The sequence below is a fragment of the Aldersonia kunmingensis genome (assembly GCF_001646865.1).
Taxonomy (GTDB): domain Bacteria; phylum Actinomycetota; class Actinomycetes; order Mycobacteriales; family Mycobacteriaceae; genus Aldersonia; species Aldersonia kunmingensis.
Window position 1 is genome coordinate 1 of record NZ_LRRB01000112.1, and the last position, 23105, is coordinate 23105.

At 63.6% G+C, this 23105-nt stretch carries 24 protein-coding genes and 2 pseudogenes; 21 read left to right on the forward strand and 5 right to left on the reverse strand.

Annotation, left to right across the window (positions count from 1 at the left end; translation table 11 throughout):
• Nucleotides 1–480, reverse strand: a pseudogene (locus A8G08_RS08815) (hypothetical protein); the annotation flags it as partial.
• Between the two features lie 1145 nt (nucleotides 481–1625).
• Between A8G08_RS08815 and A8G08_RS08820 the strand changes: the two are divergent.
• Together A8G08_RS08820 and A8G08_RS08825 are read left to right on the forward strand one after the other, a co-directional pair.
• Entirely contained in the window at nucleotides 1626–2492 is an 867-nt protein-coding gene (locus A8G08_RS08820) for an LLM class F420-dependent oxidoreductase (protein ID WP_068272909.1), read from the forward strand.
• 188 nt (nucleotides 2493–2680) lie between these two features.
• Complete coding sequence (locus tag A8G08_RS08825) at nucleotides 2681–3931, forward strand: M16 family metallopeptidase (protein ID WP_068272912.1); 1251 nt, start codon at nucleotides 2681–2683, stop codon at nucleotides 3929–3931.
• A 170-nt stretch (nucleotides 3932–4101) separates the two neighbouring features.
• Here A8G08_RS08825 and A8G08_RS08830 read toward each other — a convergent pair whose 3' ends face one another.
• Nucleotides 4102–4506 (reverse strand): STAS domain-containing protein, encoded by a 405-nt coding sequence (locus A8G08_RS08830; protein ID WP_245672742.1) that lies wholly within the window; start codon nucleotides 4504–4506, stop codon nucleotides 4102–4104.
• Nucleotides 4507–4734: 228 nt separating this feature from the next.
• Complete coding sequence (locus tag A8G08_RS08835; protein ID WP_157108472.1) at nucleotides 4735–5172, reverse strand: Hsp20/alpha crystallin family protein; 438 nt, start codon at nucleotides 5170–5172, stop codon at nucleotides 4735–4737.
• A 127-nt stretch (nucleotides 5173–5299) separates the two neighbouring features.
• Between A8G08_RS08835 and A8G08_RS08840 the strand changes: the two genes are divergently transcribed.
• From A8G08_RS08840 to A8G08_RS08860, 5 genes are all read left to right on the forward strand, one after another.
• Nucleotides 5300–5662, forward strand: coding sequence for a MerR family transcriptional regulator (locus tag A8G08_RS08840; RefSeq protein ID WP_425394541.1), 363 nt, complete (start codon nucleotides 5300–5302; stop codon nucleotides 5660–5662).
• Nucleotides 5663–5795: 133 nt separating this feature from the next.
• Nucleotides 5796–6668 (forward strand): TIGR03619 family F420-dependent LLM class oxidoreductase, encoded by an 873-nt coding sequence (locus A8G08_RS08845; RefSeq protein WP_068272916.1) that lies wholly within the window; start codon nucleotides 5796–5798, stop codon nucleotides 6666–6668.
• Between the two features lie 663 nt (nucleotides 6669–7331).
• The gene (locus A8G08_RS08850) at nucleotides 7332–8261 is read left to right on the forward strand and encodes an NAD-dependent epimerase/dehydratase family protein (RefSeq protein ID WP_068272983.1); all 930 of its coding nucleotides are present in this window, start codon (nucleotides 7332–7334) and stop codon (nucleotides 8259–8261) included.
• On the forward strand, nucleotides 8258–9016 hold the full coding sequence (locus A8G08_RS08855) for a hypothetical protein (RefSeq protein ID WP_068272919.1): 759 nt from the start codon (nucleotides 8258–8260) through the stop codon (nucleotides 9014–9016). Before A8G08_RS08850 ends, A8G08_RS08855 begins: the two co-directional genes overlap by 4 nt.
• A 12-nt stretch (nucleotides 9017–9028) precedes the next feature.
• Nucleotides 9029–10003: a TIGR03564 family F420-dependent LLM class oxidoreductase gene (locus A8G08_RS08860; protein WP_068272985.1), complete on the forward strand. Its 975-nt coding sequence runs from the start codon at nucleotides 9029–9031 to the stop codon at nucleotides 10001–10003.
• Nucleotides 10004–10046: 43 nt separating this feature from the next.
• Here A8G08_RS08860 and A8G08_RS08865 read toward each other — a convergent pair whose 3' ends face one another.
• Nucleotides 10047–10364, reverse strand: a complete 318-nt coding sequence (locus A8G08_RS08865) for a hypothetical protein (RefSeq protein WP_157108473.1) — start codon at nucleotides 10362–10364, stop codon at nucleotides 10047–10049.
• Nucleotides 10365–10616: 252 nt separating this feature from the next.
• Between A8G08_RS08865 and A8G08_RS08870 the strand changes: the two genes are divergently transcribed.
• Complete coding sequence (locus A8G08_RS08870; RefSeq protein ID WP_068272924.1) at nucleotides 10617–11108, forward strand: hypothetical protein; 492 nt, start codon at nucleotides 10617–10619, stop codon at nucleotides 11106–11108.
• Nucleotides 11109–11117: 9 nt separating this feature from the next.
• Here the strand turns inward: A8G08_RS08870 and A8G08_RS08875 are convergent, their stop codons facing one another.
• Nucleotides 11118–11297 carry a hypothetical protein gene (locus A8G08_RS08875; RefSeq protein WP_068272927.1) on the reverse strand — a complete coding sequence of 60 codons (180 nt, stop codon included), beginning with the start codon at nucleotides 11295–11297 and terminating at the stop codon, nucleotides 11118–11120.
• A 140-nt stretch (nucleotides 11298–11437) separates the two neighbouring features.
• Here A8G08_RS08875 and A8G08_RS08880 point away from each other — a divergent pair, with 140 nt between their 5' ends.
• The 13 genes and pseudogenes from A8G08_RS08880 (at nucleotide 11438) to A8G08_RS08935 (ending at nucleotide 23102) form a co-directional block, all read left to right on the forward strand.
• Nucleotides 11438–12259, forward strand: coding sequence for a class II glutamine amidotransferase (locus A8G08_RS08880; RefSeq protein ID WP_068272930.1), 822 nt, complete (start codon nucleotides 11438–11440; stop codon nucleotides 12257–12259).
• A 291-nt stretch (nucleotides 12260–12550) separates the two neighbouring features.
• Entirely contained in the window at nucleotides 12551–13342 is a 792-nt protein-coding gene (locus tag A8G08_RS08885; protein WP_068272933.1) for a hypothetical protein, read from the forward strand.
• A 314-nt stretch (nucleotides 13343–13656) separates the two neighbouring features.
• On the forward strand, nucleotides 13657–14715 hold the full coding sequence (gene nicT / locus A8G08_RS08890) for a Nickel transporter NicT (protein WP_222844252.1): 1059 nt from the start codon (nucleotides 13657–13659) through the stop codon (nucleotides 14713–14715).
• Nucleotides 14716–14736: 21 nt separating this feature from the next.
• Entirely contained in the window at nucleotides 14737–15111 is a 375-nt protein-coding gene (gene hypA, locus A8G08_RS08895) for a hydrogenase maturation nickel metallochaperone HypA (protein ID WP_068272939.1), read from the forward strand.
• On the forward strand, nucleotides 15069–15872 hold the full coding sequence (gene hypB / locus A8G08_RS08900) for a hydrogenase nickel incorporation protein HypB (protein WP_068272940.1): 804 nt from the start codon (nucleotides 15069–15071) through the stop codon (nucleotides 15870–15872). Before hypA ends, hypB begins: the two co-directional genes overlap by 43 nt.
• A gap of 105 nt (nucleotides 15873–15977) precedes the next feature.
• Nucleotides 15978–17033 carry an NADH-quinone oxidoreductase subunit B family protein gene (locus tag A8G08_RS08905; RefSeq protein WP_068272941.1) on the forward strand — a complete coding sequence of 352 codons (1056 nt, stop codon included), beginning with the start codon at nucleotides 15978–15980 and terminating at the stop codon, nucleotides 17031–17033.
• A 10-nt stretch (nucleotides 17034–17043) separates the two neighbouring features.
• The gene (locus A8G08_RS08910) at nucleotides 17044–18843 is read left to right on the forward strand and encodes a nickel-dependent hydrogenase large subunit (RefSeq protein ID WP_068272943.1); all 1800 of its coding nucleotides are present in this window, start codon (nucleotides 17044–17046) and stop codon (nucleotides 18841–18843) included.
• Between the two features lie 26 nt (nucleotides 18844–18869).
• Entirely contained in the window at nucleotides 18870–19760 is an 891-nt protein-coding gene (locus A8G08_RS08915; RefSeq protein WP_425394542.1) for a NifU family protein, read from the forward strand.
• Nucleotides 19757–20374: pseudogene (locus A8G08_RS08920) on the forward strand (DUF5947 family protein); the annotation flags it as partial. The gene A8G08_RS08915 and the pseudogene A8G08_RS08920, both read left to right, overlap by 4 nt.
• 113 nt (nucleotides 20375–20487) lie before the next feature.
• On the forward strand, nucleotides 20488–21132 hold the full coding sequence (locus A8G08_RS08925) for a DUF6084 family protein (protein WP_068272948.1): 645 nt from the start codon (nucleotides 20488–20490) through the stop codon (nucleotides 21130–21132).
• Entirely contained in the window at nucleotides 21129–22436 is a 1308-nt protein-coding gene (locus A8G08_RS08930) for a hypothetical protein (RefSeq protein ID WP_068272950.1), read from the forward strand. Before A8G08_RS08925 ends, A8G08_RS08930 begins: the two co-directional genes overlap by 4 nt.
• Before the next feature lie 16 nt (nucleotides 22437–22452).
• Nucleotides 22453–22572, forward strand: a complete 120-nt coding sequence (locus tag A8G08_RS28430) for a DUF6893 family small protein (protein ID WP_425394543.1) — start codon at nucleotides 22453–22455, stop codon at nucleotides 22570–22572.
• Nucleotides 22573–22631: 59 nt separating this feature from the next.
• Nucleotides 22632–23102: a hydrogenase maturation protease gene (locus A8G08_RS08935; RefSeq protein ID WP_068272952.1), complete on the forward strand. Its 471-nt coding sequence runs from the start codon at nucleotides 22632–22634 to the stop codon at nucleotides 23100–23102.
• Nucleotides 23103–23105: the final 3 nt, after the last annotated feature.

Below are 23105 nucleotides of genomic sequence, written 5' to 3' on the forward strand. Positions count from 1 at the left end.
GCTGCTGGTGCTCTGGTTTGCGGTGATGCCGGCACCTGTGGTCAGGGCGAGGTCACGGCCGCAGTTGACACCGACGGTGTAGTTGAGGTTGTAGTCGATGTTCCGGTTGACGGCACTACGAACCCACGATCCCGTCATGGTCACCAACGTGGCGTTCGTGACGTTGGTGGTGACGGTGTTACCGGTGACTCGCGCCGAACCCGCGACGTAGGTCAGGCAGGCCGGGTGGTAGTCCTTGAAGGCGGTGATGGTCGGAGCCAGGCCACCGTTCCAACGAATGTTGTTGGTGACGGTGATCGTCTCGCCTGGGGCGGGCGTGCCATTGCTGATGGTCCGGTTGAACGTCCAGTCGCCGGAGTTCGTCGACTGACTCACGGGCGCAGCCGACGCCGCTCCCACGCCGAACGATGCGGCGAAACCCGCCGCGATCGCTGCCGTGCTCGCGCCGGCTAGTAGCCGACGCACTTTCTTGTTCTGCACTCTCTCGAACCTCTCATGTGGAACGCGCCTCCCCCCCAAGCGGTCACTTGTTCAAAATGGTCATGCTTCGGAAGTTGCACAGTACGGTATCGATCGACCCGGGCATGATTCGGGTCACAGTGCGGGGTCGGCTGTGACCGCACCGACGGTTTTGCTGGGCAGATTCGGACCCAGGGGGAGGTGTAGACGGCTCGATCGTCTTCCTCGGCTGCGGTCCCGCCTGCATCACTCCGGCGGCGAGGATCGAGGGTGAGGCGGAGTCCCTCGAGCTGCCACCCGGCGGTGTTCGACGCACTGGTGTCCGGCATGCCGGGCCGGCGGTTCGGGCATCGGGTAGTGGCCGTCGGTGCGGTTGCGCGGGGTGTGGACGCAACGGCACCGAGCTCGCCGCGCGCTGCCGGGGCCGGATCGCCGGATACAAGGTGCCGCGCACGCCGTCCGGAATGGCCGACTACTGCTGGACCCAAACCACTTTGGAGCTCAAACAGGAGGATTCATCCAACGTCTGTTGGGCTTATTCGACCGTGACATCGTGGGGCAGGGTGCGTCATCATCGTTGGGCTGCAGTGTGATTGGTCCGCTACACCACTTCTTTGCGGTTACCAGCACTCCGTTAGGCGGGGTGTCTCCGCCCGACTGCGGTTCGCTGAAATCATGAGCGAGGTGGTGTCGATTGCGATCGCCGAGATTCCTCCTGTACGCGTGGATTATGAGCGCTGGACCCGCTGCGGTGCGCAGATTCGATTCGCTCGATCGTGCTCGGGTGTGGACGATCGAGCAAAATAAAGCCGGTCTGATCGCTCAGGCCTTTGGCAAATTCCCGTGCGGCCGCCGGACCATCGCCGGGCCGGAGTTCGTTAGGTCGTCGCCGTTGGCGGCCAAGGCTCGTAGCGGTAATGGGATCTCTCCGCTCGGGCGGTGCGGTCCCACTTCCGCGCCGCTGGATGATAAAACACGTTGCGGTGCACCACCATTACGGGAATCAGCAGCGGTCCACAGCGAGTTTGCGCCGACCGCCGGAGCGCAAGCACGCCTGGTTTCGTACATCCGGCGCGGCCCACGTGATCGATGGCGAAACGACGGCCGGGCGGGAGGCGACGCGCGTTAGTATTGCGCTGACCTGAGTCGAGTCGGGCGGAGGCGGCATGCGCGTAGGCCTGCACGCGTTGGGAATCGGAACGGGAGCGCGACCGGACATCATCTCCGCGGTCGCGCGCCGAGCCGAGGAACGTGGGTTCGCGACGCTGTGGTCGGGTGAGCACGTCGTGATGGTCGACGACCCTGCCTCGCCGTATCCGTACACCGAGGACGGCAAGATAGCTGTGCCCGCAGCGGCGGACTGGCTCGATCCGATGATCACGCTTTCCTTCGCCGCGGCGGCCACGAGCACCATCCGGTTGGGGACGGGCGTGGTGCTTCTACCCGAGCACAACCCGGTCATCATGGCAAAGCAGGTCGCCTCCCTCGATAGGCTCAGCGGCGGTCGGTTGACGTTCGGGGTCGGCATTGGCTGGTCGCGAGAAGAGTTCGATGCGCTCGGGATTCCGTTCGAGCGCCGCGCCGCGCGCACCGTGCGATACCTCGACGCTATGCGCACGTTGTGGCGCGCCGACGGCGGACCGGCGTCGTATGAGTCCGAGTTTGTCGGTTTCGATCGGATCCGGGTGAATCCCTCACCGAGCCAAGATCCTTTGCCGATCGTGTTCGGCGGCAATAGTGACCAAGCACTGAAGCGGGTCGCCGAGCTGGGGGATGGCTGGTATGGATTCAACCTCGACGGCATCGCCGCAGTTGATGAGCGGATGCGGCGGCTCGGGCAGGCATGCACGGTGGCCGGGCGCGGGATCGACGAACTGCAGGTGGCGGTCGCGCTGCGCGAACCAAACGTTGACGACTTGCCGTCGCTGGCCGCGCTCGGGGTAACCGAGCTGGTGATCGTGGATTCTCCGCCGGCCTCGGTGTCGGAAGTGAGCCCGTGGGTCGATCAGCTTGCCGACACGTGGATTCCATAACGTCCGTTCCCGGCGATCGGAGGCGACGTGACCCACCCATGGTGCGGTCGCTCGCAGTTTCGACCCACGTCCGGTGAAAAGCGTTGCGGGGCAATTTCACCGAGTTTCTCCAACGTCCACGGCGCGACGTGAAGAGGGCGGAAGGATTTCCCATATTCTCGTCATCTATTCGTCGTTAGACTGCTCGGATGGCTCGAATTGACTCCGAGACACTCGATAACGGCCTCCCGCTGCACCGAATCCGCGTCGATGGCACGCGGGCAACCACCATCCTTATCGCCTTCGACGCAGGCGCGCGCGCCGAGCGGCGGGATGAGAATGGAACGGCACATTTCCTCGAGCATGTTGTGTTCAAAGGTGGCCAGATATACGGAGACCACGGCACCATCAACCGCACGGCGGAGCAGCTGGGTGCTTCGATGAACGCTGCGACCTCCCAAGATCTGGTCGAGTTTCATATCACTGTTCGCGCGGAGTCGGCGCCGCAGGCTATCGATCTGATGACCGATTTCGTCGCTCGACCTCGCCTCGACGAGGTCGAGCTCGAGAAGGAACGCGGTGTCGTCGCGCAGGAGATCGCGCGCTACCTCGACCAGCCCGCCTACGTAGCGAGCAGGTTGAGCGCTCTTGCGTCGTTCGGCGACCACCCGCTCGGCCGTCCCGTCCTCGGTCCCGTAGAACACCTGCCCACATTTACGCGTGAGGCGCTTCAGTCGTTCCGGCAACGCCGCTGGTCTGGGTGTCGCGGGGGCGCATACATCGTTGGAAATACCGACCACGTATCCGACGATGGCGAGGTATCCGCGCTGTTCGAGCGGTTCCCGAAGCTCGAAGAGCCGGAGCCATACGAATCGGCTCCCGAATTTCTGCCGCAGACGCTGGTCGAGCGGCGCGACACCAACCAGTCGCATTTGCGAATGGTTTATCCGCTCGACTACGACATCGCCGACGCCAAGGCGCGGGCCGCGGCGAGGATCTGCGCGATCATTCTCGGCGGGTCGCCGAGTTCGAGGTTGAACGACGAGATCCGTGACCAGCGAGGGCTGTGCTACTCGATTTCTGCGGGCGTTCGCGGATTTGCCGACGTCGCGACGCTGAACCTCGCCGCCGGTCTCGCGTCGAAGAATTGTGCCGAGGCGAATACACGGATGCGCGAGATCGTCGGTGAACTGCATGTCCACGGACCAACCGATGAGGAAGTCGCGCGAGCACGCGCTGTCGCTGCCGGGCACGGGGTTCTGGCGTTCGAGAACACCTTGAGGGTGGCGAACAACGCGGCACACCAGGGGATTGTCTATCGAGGCGACCTCGATCCGGACGCTCTCATCGCCGACTTGGACGCCGTCACCATCGATGACGTTCGAGATATCGCGAGTGGCATCGATCCGGACAAGCTTTCGATTGCCTGCCTCGGTCCGCACGACGCAGAGGAATTCTAAAGGCGCGCAGCCGCTGTGGAGATCGAGCCTCGGCCATCGCTGCAATGACGGTACAGGGGCTATGAGATAGCCACGACCAGAGTTGCAGCATGGCAACGGGATACGCGCAGGCGGCCTTCGGCGTCGGCGCGATCCGTCACTGCAGCTCATCCTCCGAACGGCGACCCGGATCAGGTCACCGTGGCGGCTTCGAGTGCGGCGTCGAGGGTGGTGTGGATGGTCAGCAGTTTGTCGAGGCCGACAAGGTGCATCGGGCGTGCGACCGAGGGTCCGTCGGCAACGACGGCGAACTGGGCGGATTCGCGGATCCGTTCGTGCACGGTGAGAAGTACGGTCATCCCGGCCGAGGCGAGGAATTCGACATCGGTGAGGTCGATGATGACGACGGCCGGCTCGTTAGTCAGTGAGTCCTCGATCGATTCGGTGAACTGGGGTGCCGTCGCCATGTCGAGTGTTCCGCTGGCAGCGAGGATTAGGACGGTGCCATGCCACGTGGCGGCGACGGCGAAGCCGGTCGCGCCGATCTCTGGATCGGGAATGCCGTGCGAGGGGTTTCCGGCTGTTGGTTCGGACACGGCTCACGCTCCTGCTCGAGGTGTATTACGCCGTTTTGGGAGACGGCCACGCTGAGGCTCAAACGAAAACACACTCTCGCGTCTCCCATCCGAGTGGTAACACGGAGGCGCAGATCCAGTGGGTTCGGATCGTCGGGTATTCGATTTGGGCGAAAGGGCCGGGTGAGCCCGGAAGGCCGACTCGCTGTCCGGGCCCACCCGTCACAGTCACGTGCGTGATGTTGCCGGTCAGACGTTGATCGCCTGATGTCGTTCGTGTTGGTGCCTGATCTCGATTTTGCGGGGCTTTGCCTTCTCCGCGACCGGGATCGCCAGGCGCAGCACCCCGTCGCGATAGTCGGCGCGGATTGCGTCGGTGTCGAGGCTTTCTCCCAGGATCAACTGACGGCTGAACACCCCGCGGGTGCGTTCCGCGGCGATCATCGACCGGTCGGAATCCAGCGGCGGGCGCGACGCCCGCACGGTCACCACATTGCGTTCGATGTCCAAGTCGAGTGACTCGGGGTCGACACCGGGCAGGTCGAGTTCGGCGTAGAACTCATCGCCTTCGCGCCAGGCGTCCATCGGCATCATCGCCGGGCGTGCCGACGTACCGAACACCTGCTGCGTAAATCGATCCAGATCCCGGAAAGGATCGGTGCGCATCAGCATGGTCGCCACCTCCATTTACTCCATTCTCGAATCGAAGGTCTCAGATAACCTCTGTCAGTTGACAGAGATTTATTTACCACTGGACTGAGGAGGGCGCAAGGTTCACACTGAGATAATCCGGACCCTGGGAGAGAGGAACAGAGTGGCGGCTGATCGACACGAGAACCGACCCGAATCTGGCAGCGATCGCCGGCCGGGTCCGGGGCGCGCGGTATATGGGATCTCGGTGGCCGCCGAGCTGACCGGAATGGGAGCGCACTCGCTGCGCCTCTACGAGCAGCACGGGCTCGTCACACCTGCGCGCAGCGCAGGCGGCACCCGGCGCTATAGCGACAACGACCTGGCCCGGCTGGAGCGCATCGGTGCTCTGACCGAGCAAGGGTTCAACCTCATCGCGATCTCCCGGATCCTGGAACTGGAAGACACCAACACCGAACTGCGCGACAGCAACGCAGCGCTAACCTCCGAACGGGATCGGCTACGCGACGACCAGAACTCGCAATGACGGAAGGGATGCTCGGCTGGAGTAGTGAACGAGCAATGTAGCGACCGATTCGGAGAATCAGTTGCGCTGCAGCCGTCGACGGCGAATTGGAACGTGTTCTAGCATGCGATGAACGACGATCAGGAGACGACGCGTGCGATTCACCTTTGCCGAAGCAATGACCGACCCGACGTACTACATCCCGCTGGCGAAGGCTGCAGAAGCGGCCGGGTATCACGCGATGACGATTCCCGACAGCGTCGCCTATCCGCTCGAGTCGGATTCCAAGTATCCCTACACTCCCGACGGAAATCGCGAGTTCCTCGACGGCAAGTCGTTCATCGAGCCGTTCGTGCTCACCGCCGCGTTGTGTGCGGTGACGACGAAGCTGCATTTCAACCACTTCGTGCTGAAGCTGCCGATCCGCCAGCCGGCGATGGTCGCCAAGCAAGCAGGCTCGCTGGCAGCACTGTTCGAGAACCGGCTTGGTCTCGGTGTCGGCACCAGCCCGTGGCCCGAGGACTACGAATTGCTGAACGTGCCTTTTGCCAAGCGTGGCAAGCGGATGGACGAGTGCATTGACATCATCAAGGGCCTCACGTCCGGTGAATACTTCGAATTCCACGGCGAGTTCTACGACATCCCGAAGACGAAGATGACGCCCGCGCCGTCGAAGCCGGTACCGATCTTGATCGGTGGCCATGCCGACGCCGCGTTGCGTCGTGCTGCCCGCAATGATGGCTGGATGCACGGCGGCGGAGACGCTGACGAGCTCGACGCACTTATTCGGAAGCTCAACACTTTCCGTGAGGAAGCCGGAACCGCTGGCAACGACAACTTTCAGGTCCATGTGATTTCGATCGATGCTTACACGGCTGACGGCATCAAGCGGCTCGAGGATAAGGGCGTCACTGATGTCATCGTCGGTTTCCGCATTCCATACATCACGGGCCAGGACACCGAGCCGTTGGACGCCAAGATCCGAAACCTGGAGAAATTTGCAGCGAACGTCATCGCGAAGGTCTGACGAGCTGGTCGGTATGAAGCGGTGCTCGTGAAATGCGTTGTTATGCAACGCCTTTGATGGACCTAGCACCCCAGTGAGCCAGTTGCGGATCACTGGGGGTGCTTCCTGTCCAGCCATGCCACGAAGCCGCGCAGCGAACGCGCACACCCGCGACATGCGAAACGGGCCTAGCGGCAGTACTGGACGCCGTTGATGTACATGTTGCAGTTGGGACTGCGAAGCAATCTGTCGATGAGGGCGGCAAGCCCAGTCAATTGAGTAGTGCCGCCAAGTGCCGTGGCCGTGTTGTCAGGCGCCACCTTCGATACGGGTGGGGGAGTGGGCGCGACGGGCTTTGCCGATGCGGCAGGTGTTGCACCCAATGCGATACCCATGGCAATCACAGTGACGGCTGTGGCGCGGATAAGTGGGGAGTTCTTCGACATCTTGCGCAGGTCCTCCTCTAGTGGGCAGCCGGGAGTTGCCGCCTCGCGGGAGGATTCGCACTCGGCGCAAGGCCGTTACATATTTGCGCGCGAGTGGAACCCATGGAGTCGAGTGCTACGACGCCGACGCAGATCGGGCCCGAGATATCAAGTACTTAACAATCGGTCGTCGGTGCGCTATGAACAGAAGGGCCAGCACGATGACGCTCGAACCGGCGTCCCCGAAACGGAGTCCGCTTTGCTCGATGGGCAGAAGATTCTGATTACCGGCGCGACCGGCAAGATTGGCTTTCCCATCGCGCGGGCCCTTGCCGCTGGCAACGAGGTCTGGGGTGCGGCCCGGCTGCGGGGTCCGGGCGACCGAGACAAGCTGACGGCCGTGGGCGTCCGGCCTGTCGTGCTGGACATGGCCGAGCCGGACTTCGCCGACCTCTCGAGCGACTTCGACTATGTCTTCCATGCGGCCGTTGATCCGGGGGTCGGGGACTGGGGCCGCTGCGTCGAGACCAACGCACAGCATTCCGGAGACCTGGTTGCCCATTGTCGCCCCGCCAAGGGGTTCGTATTCTGCTCCACCGGGTCGATATACGGGTATCAGGGGAGGCGGCCACTGCGGGAGAGCGACCCGCCGGGGGTGCCGCTGCGGCCCAACTACAGCTTCTCGAAGATCGCCGCCGAGGCGGTGTGCACCTGGGTCGCCGGCCACCTCGGTGTCCCGCTCACCATCATCCGCATCTGTTCGACATACGGACCCGAGGGTGGTGCGCCGGCAGATCGGCTCGAAGCGATGTTGGCGGGCAAGCCCATTCGGCTGCATCCCGACAAGCCCAACAACTACAACCCCATCTACGAGGACGACTACGTTGCACTCGGAATCCGCGCCATGGAGGTCGCCGACGATCCGCCGGTCGTCGTGAACTGGGCTGGTAGCGAGACCGTCAGCGGCGAGGACTATTGCAACTACATGGGTCGGCTCGTCGGTGTCGAGCCGATCTTCGAATACACGCCCGATGCCCACACGCCGCTGTGGCCCGACGTCACCCACATGCATGAGGTTCTCGGCCGAACGACAGTGCCGTGGCGCGAGGGCCTCCGTCGGATGATCCTGGCACGCCACCCGGAGCTCACCCTTGCCCAGCCCGTTTCGACACCCCAGGACATTCGATGACGCAACTCCCGGGTACTCCTTCCGACGAAGTCCCCGGTGTGCTCGGGGCGGGCCGCGGCGATATCGGCACCCTGTTCGTCTCGATGGCAAGGCGCCATCCCGAGGGCAAGGACGCGGAGTACCTGCGCTGGCACACCCTCGATCACCGGCCCGAGCAACATCGGCTGGCCGCGGTGCGGGCCTCGCTGAGACTGGTGTCGACGCCGGCCTGTCGGGCCGCGCGTGCGGCGGCCGACGCGCACTTCGACCCGATCGACCACGTGATGACGTACTTCTTCACCCATCAGTCCGGCCTGGTCCCGTTCAACGAATTGTCGACGGCGTTGGGCGGCGCAGGTCGCAAGCTGCCCCTGTTGCCACCGGTTCAGCGCGGCGTCTACTCCGTGTCCCACAAGATGGCCTCACCGCGGGTGAAGATCGGCGCGGATGTGTTGCCGTGGTGGCCGATTCGGGGGGTGTATCTGCTTCTGGAGTCGGGCACGCTGCCGCAGCCGGACTCGACTGCCGACCTCATGGGCGTGGAGGGCGTCGCCGGCGTCTGGTCGGCCGCGTCCCAGGGGGTCGACGCCAGCCTGGCGAGTGCGCCTGCGGGCCAGACGATTATTTACTGCTTCCTTGACGACGATCCGGTCGCGACGGCGAAGCGGTTACAACCGGTGGTGACCGCGCGGTGGCAACGCCCAGGCGCCGCAGGCCTTTTCGCCGCGCCGTTCCACCCCGTGGTCCCCCACGAGTGGGACCGTTATGTGCCCTGAGGAGTGGCTTCGATGCGCATCGGCTTGATGGTTGGTTCGGACAAGGTGCGTTCGCGCGCCGACAGACTTGCGGGGTTGCTCGACGACGGCCGCGCCGCCGACGCGGCAGGCTTCTCGTCCTTCTGGTTTCCGCAGGTACCCGGCTACCTCGATGCGATGACGGCAATTGCGTTGCTCGGCCAGACGACCGCTCGCATCGAACTCGGAACGGCGGTGGTACCTATCCAGACCCGCCATCCCTTGATCCTTGCTCAGCAGGCGTTGACCACGAACCTCGCCTGCGGAGGACGATTCGCACTCGGCATGGGTCTATCGCACGACTGGATCATCCAGGGCCAGTTGGGCATCGCCAACGACCGCCCTGTCAGTCTGGTGCGCAATTACCTCGACGTCGTGCGCGCGGCTTTCGCGGGCCCTGGCGCGGTCGACGTTGACAACGAAGCCTTCCGCGTGCACTCGCCAGTCGACGTCGCGGATTCGGGCACCGTACCGGTGCTGCTTGCCGCCCTGGGCCCCACGATGCTACGGATCGCAGGCGAGCGCGCCCAGGGAACGATCCTGTGGATGGCCGACGAACGAGCGATCGGTGAGCACGTAGTTCCACGGATCACCGCTGCAGCCGAACAAGCCGGCCGGCCCGCGCCGCGCATTGTCGCCGGAGTGCCGGTCGCACTGTGTTCGAACGGCGAAGTCGGTGCTGCGAGAGCGCACGCGAGCGAAGTACTCGGACACGCCCATTACTCGCCGAACTACGTCAAGCTTCTTGAACACGGCGATGCCGATGATGTCGGAGACACAATGGCGGCAGGCGATGAATCCGCGATTCTCGAGCGTCTGCAGCGCTACCGCGACGCGGGCGTCACCGATCTCGCCGCTCGCGTCGTGCCCCTTGGCGAGGACGCCGAGAGTCGGGCCGAATCGCGGCGGCGCACCCAGGACTTCCTCGCGTCGCTCTTACCCGACGGCGTGAACAAGGCCGTGAGCTAGGCGTCGTCTCGTCGGCCCACCTGCGGCCGTGTCAGAAACTGCGCTATGCCCGCACCGGGATCGGCGCACTGTGGCTCTCGGCGTTTTCCCAATGGGTGAATGCCAGTTCGGCTACCCGAGCCTGCTGGTAGTAGTCCAGCTTGGAGGGCACGAGGCGGCGTTCGGTGATGTGGGCCTCGGTCAGCTTGGCGCGGAACACGAGGTGGGTGCCCTGGAAGGTGATGAACCGGTGCAGCGGCTGCGAGTGCGCCAGCCCGGTCACCGGGTCGGCGTCCTCCTGACCGGCGTAGAGATACGTCATCGCGTCCGGGCTGTCGTCGGCGCGGGCGAACACTTGTCCGGGCCGTGCGAGAAAACTCATCGCGCTCCCCGCAGTACCAATTTGCGCATTCTGTCCACTTTCAATCCAGATCGAGCGGCGCGACGGTATCGCGAATTCGTCTAATTGGTCTTCGGTCCAATTCGTCTTATCGTTACGTGCTCGACCGGGGTATCCGGTGATGAGCCTGGTCGTCGTAGCGGTGTTCGTCAGTCGAAGACCTGCGCTGAATTCGGGGGCAGTTCGTCCGGACGTCGGTTTGACGGCACTGGTGGTCGCGACCCACAATCGGATATGGCGTTTCGCGAAGGTGAATACGACATCGCGGAATCGCGAATCCGGCACCAGCCCATGATCGACCGCGCCGCCGCTACTTACCTAACCGAGCACACGCGGGCTTTCCTCGACACCGGAATCGATCGGTTGACCGAACGAGAGTTCTGCTCGACGTGTCCCGCCGCACTGCTGTGTGCCGCCGCCGAATGCGAGCTGAACCGGTTGGCGCCGAACACGAGTCGGATGACGATGTGCGGCAGACCCACACCGGCTGCCGAGACATTGCAGCACCTGAGCATCACCACAGTCGACCGCCTCGACGGGCAGGACGTCTGCTTCGGCAAAGTGGTCCGTGCAATCTCGCAGGGCTTCTTGTTCGAACCGCTGAGTTGGCCCGATTGGACTGATCCACTCGACCCGTCGAGTTCGCAACTGCTGTGGCTTGCCGATCGAGTTCGGGCCTACACCCGGGACGTTGCCGCCCGGATCGCGAGCGGGCAGTACACCTGAGGGCTGCGTCTATTCCTCGTCGTAAGCGTCCGCTGCCGCGGTACGAGCCCGCGCGATCTCCGGCGCCCTGGCGGCTGTTGCTTCGTCGGGAAACGGCCCCAGCCGATCGGAAGTGCCGCATGGATTCCCGTGCTCGGGGCGCTGATGCTTGACGCAGAACCACCAGTGATCGAGATTCGAATCGTCCATAGTCCCGAACTTTCCGTGTGGATCGAGCGGCGCTTGACTCAAACGCCAACGTAGCAGCTCACGCCACATTCGACAGCTATCCGACTGTTCGGACCGGCCACCGCCCGCATATTTGTTTCAATCGAAGTATGTGCCGGTGGATGGCGTATTCCGGAGAGCCGATTTTGGCAGAGGACCTTCTCTTCCGGCCGAAACATTCCCTGATCGACCAGAGCCTGCACTCCCGGATGGGCGCAACTACGACGAACGGCGACGGCTTCGGCATCGGCTGGTACGGAGAAGGTATGCAGCCCGCCGTGTTCAAGAGCATCGAACCCGCCTGGAACGACCGCAACTTGCGTGAGGTCGCCAGTCAAATTCGCACTCCGCTGTTCTTCGCCCACATTCGCGCATCGACCGGGACACCGGTGCAACGCAGCAACTGCCATCCGTTCCGCAACGGCCGGTGGCTGTGGATGCACAATGGTGCACTCCGTGGATTCCACGAAACCAGGCGAGACCTCGTGACGGCGATCGACCCGGCGTTGTTTGCCGACCTCGAAGGCTCGACGGACTCGGAGACCCTGTTCTTCCTCGCGATGACGTTCGGCCTTAATGACGATCCCCTCGCGGCCGTTGCCCGCGCGGTGGGCTTCGTCGAGGAAGTTGGCCACGCACATGGGGTACAAGACCCGGTGCAGATGACCGTGGCAACCACAGATGGCGAGTCCATGTGGATCTTCCGGTACTCGAGCGAACGGCAATCGCGGTCGTTGTTTTACTCGACCGATGTAGACAAATTGGTGGCTTTGCACCCCGAGGTGGAGGTGCTCCGCACGCTGGGGCCGGAGACGCGGTTCGTCGTCTCGGAACCGCTGCGCGACCTTCCGGGAGCATGGAACGAGGTGCCGGAATCCTCGGCAAGTGTTGTCCGAGCCGGCGCCGACGACATCCGGGAGTTTCGCCCGATCCCGCCGGGCTGACCCGAACGTTGAGTTCGCTTGGACCTGATTGCGCCGCGGGGGAGAAGAGTTCGGTTCGCTAGCAACAAATCTGCACAACTCCTGCGGCTGCGTGTGCTTCCGTCGCGCGCACGCGGCGATGGCTCACCTCTCGCGATGGCGGAAAAGATGGCGTAAGGGCTCGCATTCTTCGGCAGCGGTCAACTCGTCGGTGGGTCCAGCTACTATGCAAAAAGGTGCTGACCAGCAGTATTAGTTGGGAGGCGCCGGCACGGCGAGGAAAAGGTCTACTGCGATGGCTGCAGGTTCCGGATGAGTAAGCGTTCATCCAGCGGATCCGGCGGTTTGGGTGCCTTGATTTTCTTCGTCATCCTCCTCATTGCGCTGGTCCCGAAGCCAGTCTGGATCGCGCTCGGTGTCACCGTTGCCGTGGTGGTTGTGGGCTTGATCGTCTACATCATCGTGACCGCCATTGAGGACTATCGCGTAGCCGCGGCGGAGCGGGCACGAGTTGAACGGGCCGAGCAGGCCGCCGCAGCCGAACTCGAGCGCGAGGAACGGCTCCGTCGGGGGAAGCAGCGGCGTCTCGACACGCTCGGCAAGGAGAATGCCGTACTTCTGGAGTCCGCATTGCGCGCCGTGGAGCAGGTGGCCGCGTCCGAAGCCGCTCGCGCCGGATGGCTTGGCGACATCGATTTCAGCATCGACATCAAAGGCATCACCGACAACTTCGAGAAGGTGCACTCGCTGCGCGGCGTAACCAACAAGCTGTCGGCGTTGGACAAACCCAGTGCCGCCGACCGCAAGTTGCTCGCCGAGGCGAAGGACACCACCGTGAATCTGGAACGCACAGCGATCGAACGGGTGGAACTGATCGGCAAGTGCGCCACCGAGGCGCAACTCATCGACGAATCGCTACAAACCGAGCGCGAGGACGCCCGGGTTGCCGAGCAGCGTGCCGAGTTGCACGCAAAGTTGAGCGCCATGCTCTACGGGATCGAGGCCATGCCTGACACCACGCCAGCCGATTCGGCAGTGGAAGCGGTGATGGCTCGTGTTCAGGCATATCGGGAAATCAAGGGCCAGATGCAACAACCATGGTGACCGCAGTTCTGCCCGCTGCGATGTCTGGTCGACCCAGCAGGCGCGGCAGGAGAGTCGAATTCGATTCATCCCCCAGTCGGATAAGCCGATCTGGTGAAATGCACTGTGGAGCAGCGTCATTGCGCGTTCTGCACGGACACCCGACCGGCGTCGGTGAGGCGCTGGTGGTAGACAGTACGGCCAGCATGTGTTTCGCCAGCCGAGCTCGAGGCTTCAACTCCTCCCGTCATGTGAATTGTGGCTACTCCTGCGCAATTGTTCAGATGTAGAATTTTGCGGTGCCCAGTGCGACTCCGTCGACACCGTGGGCCCGACTGGACCGCGGCCAGCGTCGCAGCATCGTAGGGATGGCGACGACGGTCGTTACGCTGCACGTGGTCGGTTGGTCAGTCCTACTATTCCTGGTGGTTCCCGGGGACTACGCCGTGCAGGGCTCGGTGTTCGGCGTTGGACTCGGTGTCACCGCCTACACCCTGGGTATGCGGCATGCGTTCGACGTCGACCATATTGCCGCGATCGACAATATGACCCGAAAGCTTATGGCAGAGAAGAAGAAACCTCTCTCGGTCGGTTTCTGGTTCTCACTCGGACACTCGACGATCGTCTTCGTTCTCGTTGTGTTTCTCGCACTTGGAGTTCGTGCGCTCGCGTCGAACCTCGAGAACGACGATTCCGCGCTGCAACGTTGGACCGGCGTGTTCGGCACGGGTGTGTCCGGAACGTTTCTGATCCTCATCGGAGTCGTGAACCTGGTGGCGCTCGTCGGTATCTGGCGCGTTTACACGCGCATGCGTGCGGGTAGTTATGACGAGGCGCAACTCGAACGCGAACTCGACTCGCGCGGTGTACTCAATCGGGTGCTCGCGCCGGTGGTGCGTGCCGTCCGCAAGCCGTGGCAGATGTATCCGGTCGGGCTGCTTTTCGGGATGGGATTCGACACCGTCACCGAGGTCGGGTTACTCGTCATCGCTGGCGGTGCTGCGGTGACCGGATTGCCGTGGTACGCGATACTTGTTCTGCCCGTGCTGTTTTCCGCCGGCATGGTGCTGTGCGACTCGCTCGACGGATCCTTCATGAATGTGGCCTACGGGTGGGCGTTTGCGCGTCCGATCCGCAAGATCTACTACAACCTGGTGGTCACGGGCCTGTCCGTCGCGGTCGCACTCCTGATCGGCACGCAGGAGGTGATCTCGATCTTCGTCGAGAAACTCGGCATCACCGACGGCGTCGTGGCCTGGATCGGCACGCTCGACCTGGGTGAGATGGGCTTCATCATCGTCGGGCTGTTCGTCGGGACGTGGGCGGCGGCCGTCGCGTTGTGGCGTTTTGGTGGCGTCGAGCGGCGCTGGCAGGAAGACCTCGCTGGGGAGTAGCGTCGACACCCGAGGCCTGCGATGCACGAGATGGCGATCACTCAAAGTGTTGTCGATGCCGTATGCGAGCATGCGGCCGGGCGAACGGTGCACCAGGTGACCGTCGCGGTCGGCGCACTCTGTGCCGTTGTTCCTGAAGCGATGCAGTTCTGTTTCGAGCTCGCAACAGAGGAAACCGTGGCCGAAGGCGCGCGTCTCGATATTGAACTGGTACCAGGCACGGCTGAGTGCAAGGCGTGCGGGAGCGCCTTCACCCTCGACAGCCTGATCCTGTTGTGCGACTGCGGTAGTGCCGACGTCGAAGTCACGTCGGGACGTGAACTACGAATCCGGTCAATGGAAGTGAGCGGACCATGTGCGCAACCTGCGGATGCGGTGACGATGCCGGCGCGGTGATCACCGTGCCGGAACCTCGACACGAACACGGCAACGTCCACCATCACACGCACCAACACGGCCATGACCATGACCACGACCACGTGCATCTGCCGGCGACGGAAACGATCACTCTCGAGCAGCGGGTGCTCGCAAAGAACGATGACCTCGCACAGCGGAATCGTGAATGGCTCGCCGCGCGCGAGATCGTGGCCTACAACATGACCAGCTCGCCGGGCGCGGGCAAGACGTCGCTGCTCGAGCGCACGATCTCCGAATACGCCGGCGCGCCGATGGCGGTTGTCGAAGGTGATCAGGAGACGTTGCTCGACGCCGAACGAATCAAGGCCACCGGCGCTCCGGTGGTCCAGGTGAACACAGGTGCAGGTTGCCACCTGGATGCCGAGATGATGCGCGGAGCGTTGGATACCCTCGACCCGCGCCGAGGCACGCTGCTCTTCGTCGAGAATGTCGGAAACCTGGTTTGCCCAGCGCTGTTCGACCTGGGTGAGCGCGCCAAGGTCGTGGTGATCTCGGTGACGGAGGGGTCCGACAAACCGCTGAAGTATCCACACATGTTCGCCGCTGCGGGCCTGGTCATCGTCAACAAAATCGACCTGATGCCTTATATCAATTTCGACATGGAAATGTTTCAAAAATATGCCAGTTCGGTGAATCCAAGTGTACCGATTCTGCCCATGTCGGTGACGAGCGGTGAAGGCGTAAAACGTTGGTACGATTGGCTTTCCGCGCAAGGCGCCGATCACCCGTTGACAAGTTGATTAGCTCGGCGTAAACCGAGATATTAGCGTCACACAAGTGTGCCGACGGTCGACTCCGGTGACGTCAGGGGCAATCCTGCCCACTGCCCCGGAAAGCGGCAACGCATGCCAACCCAGGCTGCAGTCAAAGCCGAAGAAACGTTGATTCACGTGCTGTGGATCAATGCCGGACTCAGTTGTGACGGTGACTCTGTGGCGTTGACTGCCGCCACGCAACCCAGCATCGAAGAGATCGCCCTAGGTGCACTTCCTGGACTCCCGAAGATTGCTGTCCATTGGCCGCTGATCGATTTCGAATGCGGTCCGAACGGGGGAGCCGACGACTTCCTGGAATGGTTCTTCAAGGCCGACCGCGGCGAACTCGAGCCGTTCGTCTTGGTCGTCGAGGGATCGATTCCCAACGAGGCCCTGCACGACGAAGGCTACTGGTGCGGATTCGGCAACAATCCCGCGACCGGTCAGCCGATGACGACGAGCGAGTGGCTGGACCGGTTGGCGCCCAAGGCAACCGCAGTGGTCGCGGTCGGCACGTGCGCCACCTACGGCGGCCTCCATGCGATGGCTGGAAACCCAACGGGCGCAATGGGTGTGCCGGACTACCTGGGGTGGGAGTGGAAGAGCAAGGCAGATATACCGATCGTCTGCGTGCCCGGCTGCCCGATCCACCCGGACAATCTGTCCGAGACCCTCACCTATCTGCTCTACATGGCGACCGGCCAGGCCCCGATGATTCCGCTCGACGAAGCTCTTCGGCCGAAGTGGCTGTTCGGCGCGACGGTCCACGAGGGCTGTGATCGTGCCGGCTACTACGAGCAGGGCGATTTCGCCGACGAGTACGGCTCGCCGAAGTGCATCGTCAAGCTCGGGTGCTGGGGTCCCGTCGTCAAGTGCAACGTGCCCAAGCGCGGCTGGATCAACGGTGTCGGTGGCTGCCCGAACGTCGGCGGGATCTGCATCGGCTGCACGATGCCCGGTTTCCCGGACAAGTTCATGCCGTTCATGGACGAGCCGCCGGGCGGAAAACTGTCGTCAACCGCGTCGGGCCTGTACGGCTCGGTGATTCGCAGTCTGCGCAACGTAACCGGTCGCACGGTCGACAAGGAGCCGCGATGGCGGCACAAGGGCAGCAAGCTCGAATCCGGCGCGACGCGAACCTGGTAGGTGAGCTTCGATGACAACTGAGATCATTCCCGATCCGTCCCACAAGAAGATCGATCCCGACAGTCTCGTCGAGATGGCGTGGGATCCGATCACGCGCATTGTCGGCAGCCTCGGTATCTACACCAAGATTGATTTCGACAACCGTGAGGTCGTCGAGTGTCACAGCACTTCGTCCATCTTCCGCGGCTACTCGATCTTCATGAAGGGCAAGGATCCGCGCGACGCGCATTTCATCACCAGCCGTATCTGCGGTATCTGCGGTGACAACCACGCGACGTGCTCGTGCTATTGCCAGAACATGGCCTACGGAGTGAAGCCACCACACCTGGGTGAGTGGATCGTCAATCTCGGCGAAGCGGCCGAGTACATGTTCGACCACAACATCTTCCAGGAGAATCTCGTCGGCGTGGACTTCTGCGAGAAGATGGTCTCCGAGACGAATCCGGGTGTCCTCGCGAAAGCCGAGAACACGGCGGCGCCGCGTGCGGGCGACCACGGATACCGCACCGTCGCCGACATCATGCGGGCGCTGAACCCGTTCACCGGCGAGTTCTACCGCGAAGCGCTGCAGGTCAGCCGCTACACGCGCGAGATGTTTTGCCTCATGGAAGGCCGGCATGTCCACCCGTCGACGCTCTATCCCGGCGGCGTCGGAACGGTCGCAACGATCCAGTTGATGACCGACTACATGTCGCGGCTGATGCGCTACGTCGAGTTCATGAAGAAGGTCGTGCCGATGCACGACGACCTGTTCGACTTCTTCTACGACGCGTTGCCGGGCTACGAGAAGGTGGGCCTGCGGCGCACACTGCTCGGCTGCTGGGGGTCATTCCAAGATCCCGAGTTCTGCAATTTCGCGTACAAGGACATGGAGAACTGGGGCCGCAAGATGTTCGTGACCCCAGGCATCGTCGTGGACGGCGAGCTGCTCACGACATCCCTGGTCGACATCAACCTCGGCATTCGGATTCTGTTGGGCAGCTCGTACTACGACGACTGGACCGATCAGGAAACGTTCGTGAAGCAGGACCCGCTCGGCAATCCGGTCGACCGCAGGCATCCGTGGAATCAGCACACGAATCCCAAGCCGCAGAAGCGCGACTTGGATGACAAGTACAGCTGGGTGATGTCGCCGCGTTGGTACGACGGCACAGACCACCTGGCGCTGGACACCGGCGGCGGACCGCTGGCACGTCTCTGGTCCACCGCGCTGGCCGGGCTCGTCGACATCGGCTACGTGAAGTCGACTGGTCGGAGTGTGCAGATCGAACTGCCGAAGACCGCGCTGAAGGGACCGGTCAGCTTGGAATGGAAGATCCCCGAGCACGGCAGCAACACGATCGAACGCAACCGTGCGCGCACGTATTTCCAGGCGTACGCGGCGGCGTGCGCGCTGCACTTCGCCGAGAAGGCAATCGAGGAAATCCGGGCAGGGCATACGAAGACATGGGAGAAGTTCGACGTTCCCGACGAGGGCATCGGCTGCGGCTTCACCGAGGCCGTGCGCGGAGTTCTCTCCCACCACATGGTGATTCGGGACGGCAAGATCGCGAACTACCACCCGTACCCGCCGACTCCGTGGAACGCGAATCCGCGGGACAGCTATGGCACGCCGGGGCCGTACGAGGATGCGGTGCAGGGCCAGCCGATCTTCGAGGAGAACGACCGCGAGCACTTCAAGGGCATCGACATCATGCGCACGGTGCGCAGTTTCGATCCCTGCCTGCCCTGCGGTGTGCACATGTATCTCGGCGAAGGCAAGACGTTGGAGAAGCTCCACTCGCCGACGCAGACGCTGACCGGAGAGTAGCTGCCCGACAATCGACGGGGGAGAGTGTGACAGTGGATCGCCCCGAAGACCAGGATGAGAACCGCTGGCGGGGCGCAGGTGATCGGATCGAGACGTTGCTCGAGGCAAGTTCCTCGGGTGGCCCCATCGCGCGCGAGCGTGCTGAGGATCTCGTGCGCGAGGTGTCGGACCTGTATGGCGCAGGACTGCAGCACATCCTGGGCCTAGTTGACGATCAGACCGTCGAGCGACTGGTTCGCGACGACCTCGTCGCCAGCCTGCTGCTCGTGCACAATCTGCACCCGCACGACGTCTACACGCGGGTGCAGACGGCGTTGGAGAGCGTCCGGCCCTATCTCGGTTCGCATGGTGGCGACGTGACCCTGCTCGGCGTCGACGACGGCGTTGTGCGGCTCGAGTTCGGTGGAAGCTGTACGACGTGTCCATCGTCCTCGGTGACGCTCGAATTCGCGGTCGAGGACGCAGTGCGTGCCGCCGCACCGGAGGTCGATTCGATCGAAGTGGTTGCAGCGGAGCAGCAGTCGTCGGCTGCGGTGATTCCGGCGGACTCGCTCTTCACCCGGGTGCACTCCCATCCCGGTAGTTGGGTTGCCGTGCCGGAGGTGGCGGAGCTCGGACCGGGCGAGATCGGTGGATTCGCGGTCGGGGAGCTGGTGATCCTGGCGTGCCGGGTGGGCGACACGCTGTATGCCTATCGCGACTGGTGCCCTACCTGCGAGAACTCGCTCGCGGGCGCGATACTGCATCGCAGCCCCGACCGCACGGTGCTGCTGCGCTGCCCGACCTGTCGTTCGCTGTTCGATGTTGTCCACGCGGGAGCGGAGGCCGGGGACGGCACAGCGCATCTCGATCCATTGCCGCTGCTCGACCGTGACGGCGTGCTGTCGGTGGCGGTGCCCGCGGAGGTGCGCGGATGAGCAGCTCGTTCGATGTGATCCGGCGAATCACCGCCAACCGGCCACCAAGGCAGGTGGCCGGAGAGCGGTGCGAGATGTGTGCCGAATCGATCGCCGACGAGCACCAGCACGTTGTCGACGTCGAGGGCCGGCAACTGATGTGCGTGTGCCGGGGCTGCTATCTGCTGTTCACCGAGCCGGGTGCGGCCCTGCGGTACCGGGCTGTGCCCGATCGCTACCTGTCGTTTCCGGACTTCACGATCAGCCAAGGAGAATGGGACGCGCTGGAAATCCCCGTTGGGCTCGCGTTCTTGTTCCGCAACTCCTCGCTGGGGCGAACCGTTGCGTTCTACCCGGGGCCTGCCGGCGCCACCGAATCCGAACTGGCACTGGATGCCTGGCAGACGGTGAGGGATCGGCACCCCGCACTGGACGTGCTCGAGCCGGACGTGGAAGCGCTTCTCATCCGCATTCCTGAACAGGGCACGGCGGAAGCCGCGTGCCTGCTATTGCCCATCGACGCTTGTTACGAGTTTGTCGGCCGGATGCGAATGCAATGGCGCGGTTTCGACGGTGGGCAGGACGTGCGCCGCTATATCGAGGAGTTCTTCACCGCGGTGTCGGCGCATGCGAAACCGGCCTCGAGCGGAGCCTGCGAAGCTCGCACAGACGCCTCGAGCGGAGCCTGCGATGCTCGCACAGACGCCTCGAGCGGAGCCCGCGAAGCTCGCACAGAGTCTGGTGCGCGATGAGTCCGGCGTACTCCACCACATTCGCGGTGCTCGGGATGAAGCCCGAGCCATACGCTGTCGCGCCGATCCTCTCGGCTCGCATCGGCATCGCCTCGGTCGGCGACGAACCTGTCCACGCGATTGCGCTGCGCGCCCAGGTGCGGATCGAGCCGTATCGCCGCACCTATACCGACGAGGAAGGCGCAGGCCTGCACGATCTGTTCGGTCCGCGTGAACGCTGGCGGGACACCCAGCGGTCGTTTCTCTGGATGCATTGCACCACAATGGTTCCCGGTTTCAATGGCGGTTCCGAGATCGATCTTCCGATGCCGTGTACGTACGACTTCGAGGTGAGCGCGACAAAGTATCTGCACGCACTGCGCGAGGGCACAGTGCCGCTCATCTTCCTGTTCAGCGGGACCGTGTTCATCCGGGGTGCGACGGGATTTGCGATCCAGCAGATCCCGTGGGACCGCGAGGACAAGTTCGACATGCCGGTGTCGGTGTGGGAGGAGCTCGTCGACGCCCACTTCCCGAACTCCGGTTGGGTGCGGTTGTCACACGAGACGCTGGATGCGCTCGCGGCCTACAAATCCGGCCACGGCATGTTGGGGTTCGACGACGCGGTGAATGCGTTACTGGCGCGGGAGGGTTCGCCATGACCGGCGCGCGGGCGCGCGCCGTCGCCGACGCCGTCCTGTACGAGGGATACCTGCTCTACCCCTACCGGGCGAGCTCGGGAAAGAACCAGTCCCGCTGGCAGTTCGGGGTACTGGGCCCGCCGGGCGCCGCCGATTCCGGATTGGGCGAGGACGCGACGATATCGGCGCAGTGCCTGGTGGAAGGCGGACCCGAGCCAACCGTGACGTTGACGGTCCGATTCCTGCAATTGCAGCACCGCGGTGTCCAGGATTCGCTGGGCAACCCCGTCGCGGAACTGATCGCGGACGCCGAATCGTGGATCAGTTGGGATGAGGCCGTCGAGTGCGAACAGGTCGTCGGACCGCTGCCGCTGCATGGCGCGCTCGTGCCGCTCGACATTCCCGGCGGTAGCGACATCGAGACGATCGAGGGTGCGGGACGGCTCGTCCGCACCCGCGAGCCCGTGGTGGCAGAACTGGAGCTGACAGCCGATCGCGAGGGTGATCTCACGCGACTCACTATCGCAGTGCGGAATACCGGCGCTGCGGCGACCGACAAACACGATGCGATCGCGCGATCCTGCATCGGGGCCCACGTCATCGCCGAAGTACACGGTGGCGCGTTCGTCTCACTGCTCGAACCACCCGACGATGCCGCACTTGCCGCGGCGAATTGTCGGCAGCACCGGTGCTTCCCGGTCCTTGCCGGCCCGCCGGGAGACAGCGATGTGCTGCTGATTTCGCCGATCATCCTCTATGACCACCCGGAGATCGCCGAACAGAGCGAAGGGGCACTGTTCGACTCCACCGAGATCGACGAGATCCTCACGTTGCGCGTGATGACGATGACCGATGAGGAGAAGGCTCAGGCCCGCGCGACCGATCCGCTCGCAGCGCAGCTCATCGATCGCTGCGATGCGATGACTCCCGAGTCGATGCAGCGCTTGCACGGTGTACTGCGTGACCCGCACCTGGGTGAGGAGCAGCCACGTCTGGTTCCGGAGATTCCGGACGGCGTCGACTGGTGGGATCCGTTCGCCGACAATGCCGTCGCCCCCGACACCGACGCCGTCCTTGTTGCGGGAGTGCGTGTGGCGAAGGGCAGCCACGTTCGTCTGCATCCGTCGCGGCGGGCAGACGCACAGGACTTGTTCTTCGACGGCAAGCTTGCCCGCGTCACGGCGGTGCATGAGGACGTCGATGGGCAGGCGCACGTTGCTGTGGTCATCGATGACGATCCCGCAGCAGATTTGCACGAGTGGTACGGCCGGTACCTGTACTTCGCGCCCGACGAAGTCGAGCCCGTCAGCAGCCCGCAGAAGTGAGAAAGGAAGGTCCGCCATGCAAACGGTAGGACTGGTCGCAACCGCAATCGGTGCGTTGGTTGTTGCGGTCGGCGTCGTGATCGGAGTGCGTTCGATTCCCGATGTCCGGCGCTATCTGAAGATTCGACAGATGTAAGTCAGCGATTGGGGCAGAGGTGGGTGGCGCGACAGCGCCCACCGACGACAAGGAGTGAGTTGAGCAACGGCGTGCTGGTCGCCGGGATCGGGAACATCTTCCTCGGCGACGACGGGTTCGGCCCCGAGGTGGTGCGGCGAATGGCGCACCTCCCCGAAACAGGCGCGCGTGTCGTCGATTACGGAATCCGGGGCATGCATCTCGCCTACGACCTGCTCGGCCCGTGGGACGGGCTCGTCCTCATCGACGCCGTGCCGAACCGTGGGCGGCCGGGCCGGGTCGTCGTCATGGAAGCCGCGCCCGCCGAAGGCCCGGCGAATCTCGATGCGCACGCGATGAATCCGGAGGCCGTATTCGCGAGCCTTCGGGCGCTGGGTGGCGCGTTGCCGCCGACGATTGTGGTCGGCTGCGAGGTCGAGTCCGTCGATGAAGGCATCGGGTTGTCCGCGCCGGTCTCCGCCGCGATCGATGAGGCGGCCGACGCGGTACGGGACGTCGTCGCCGATCTCTCGGCGCGTCAGGAGGTGTGAGCC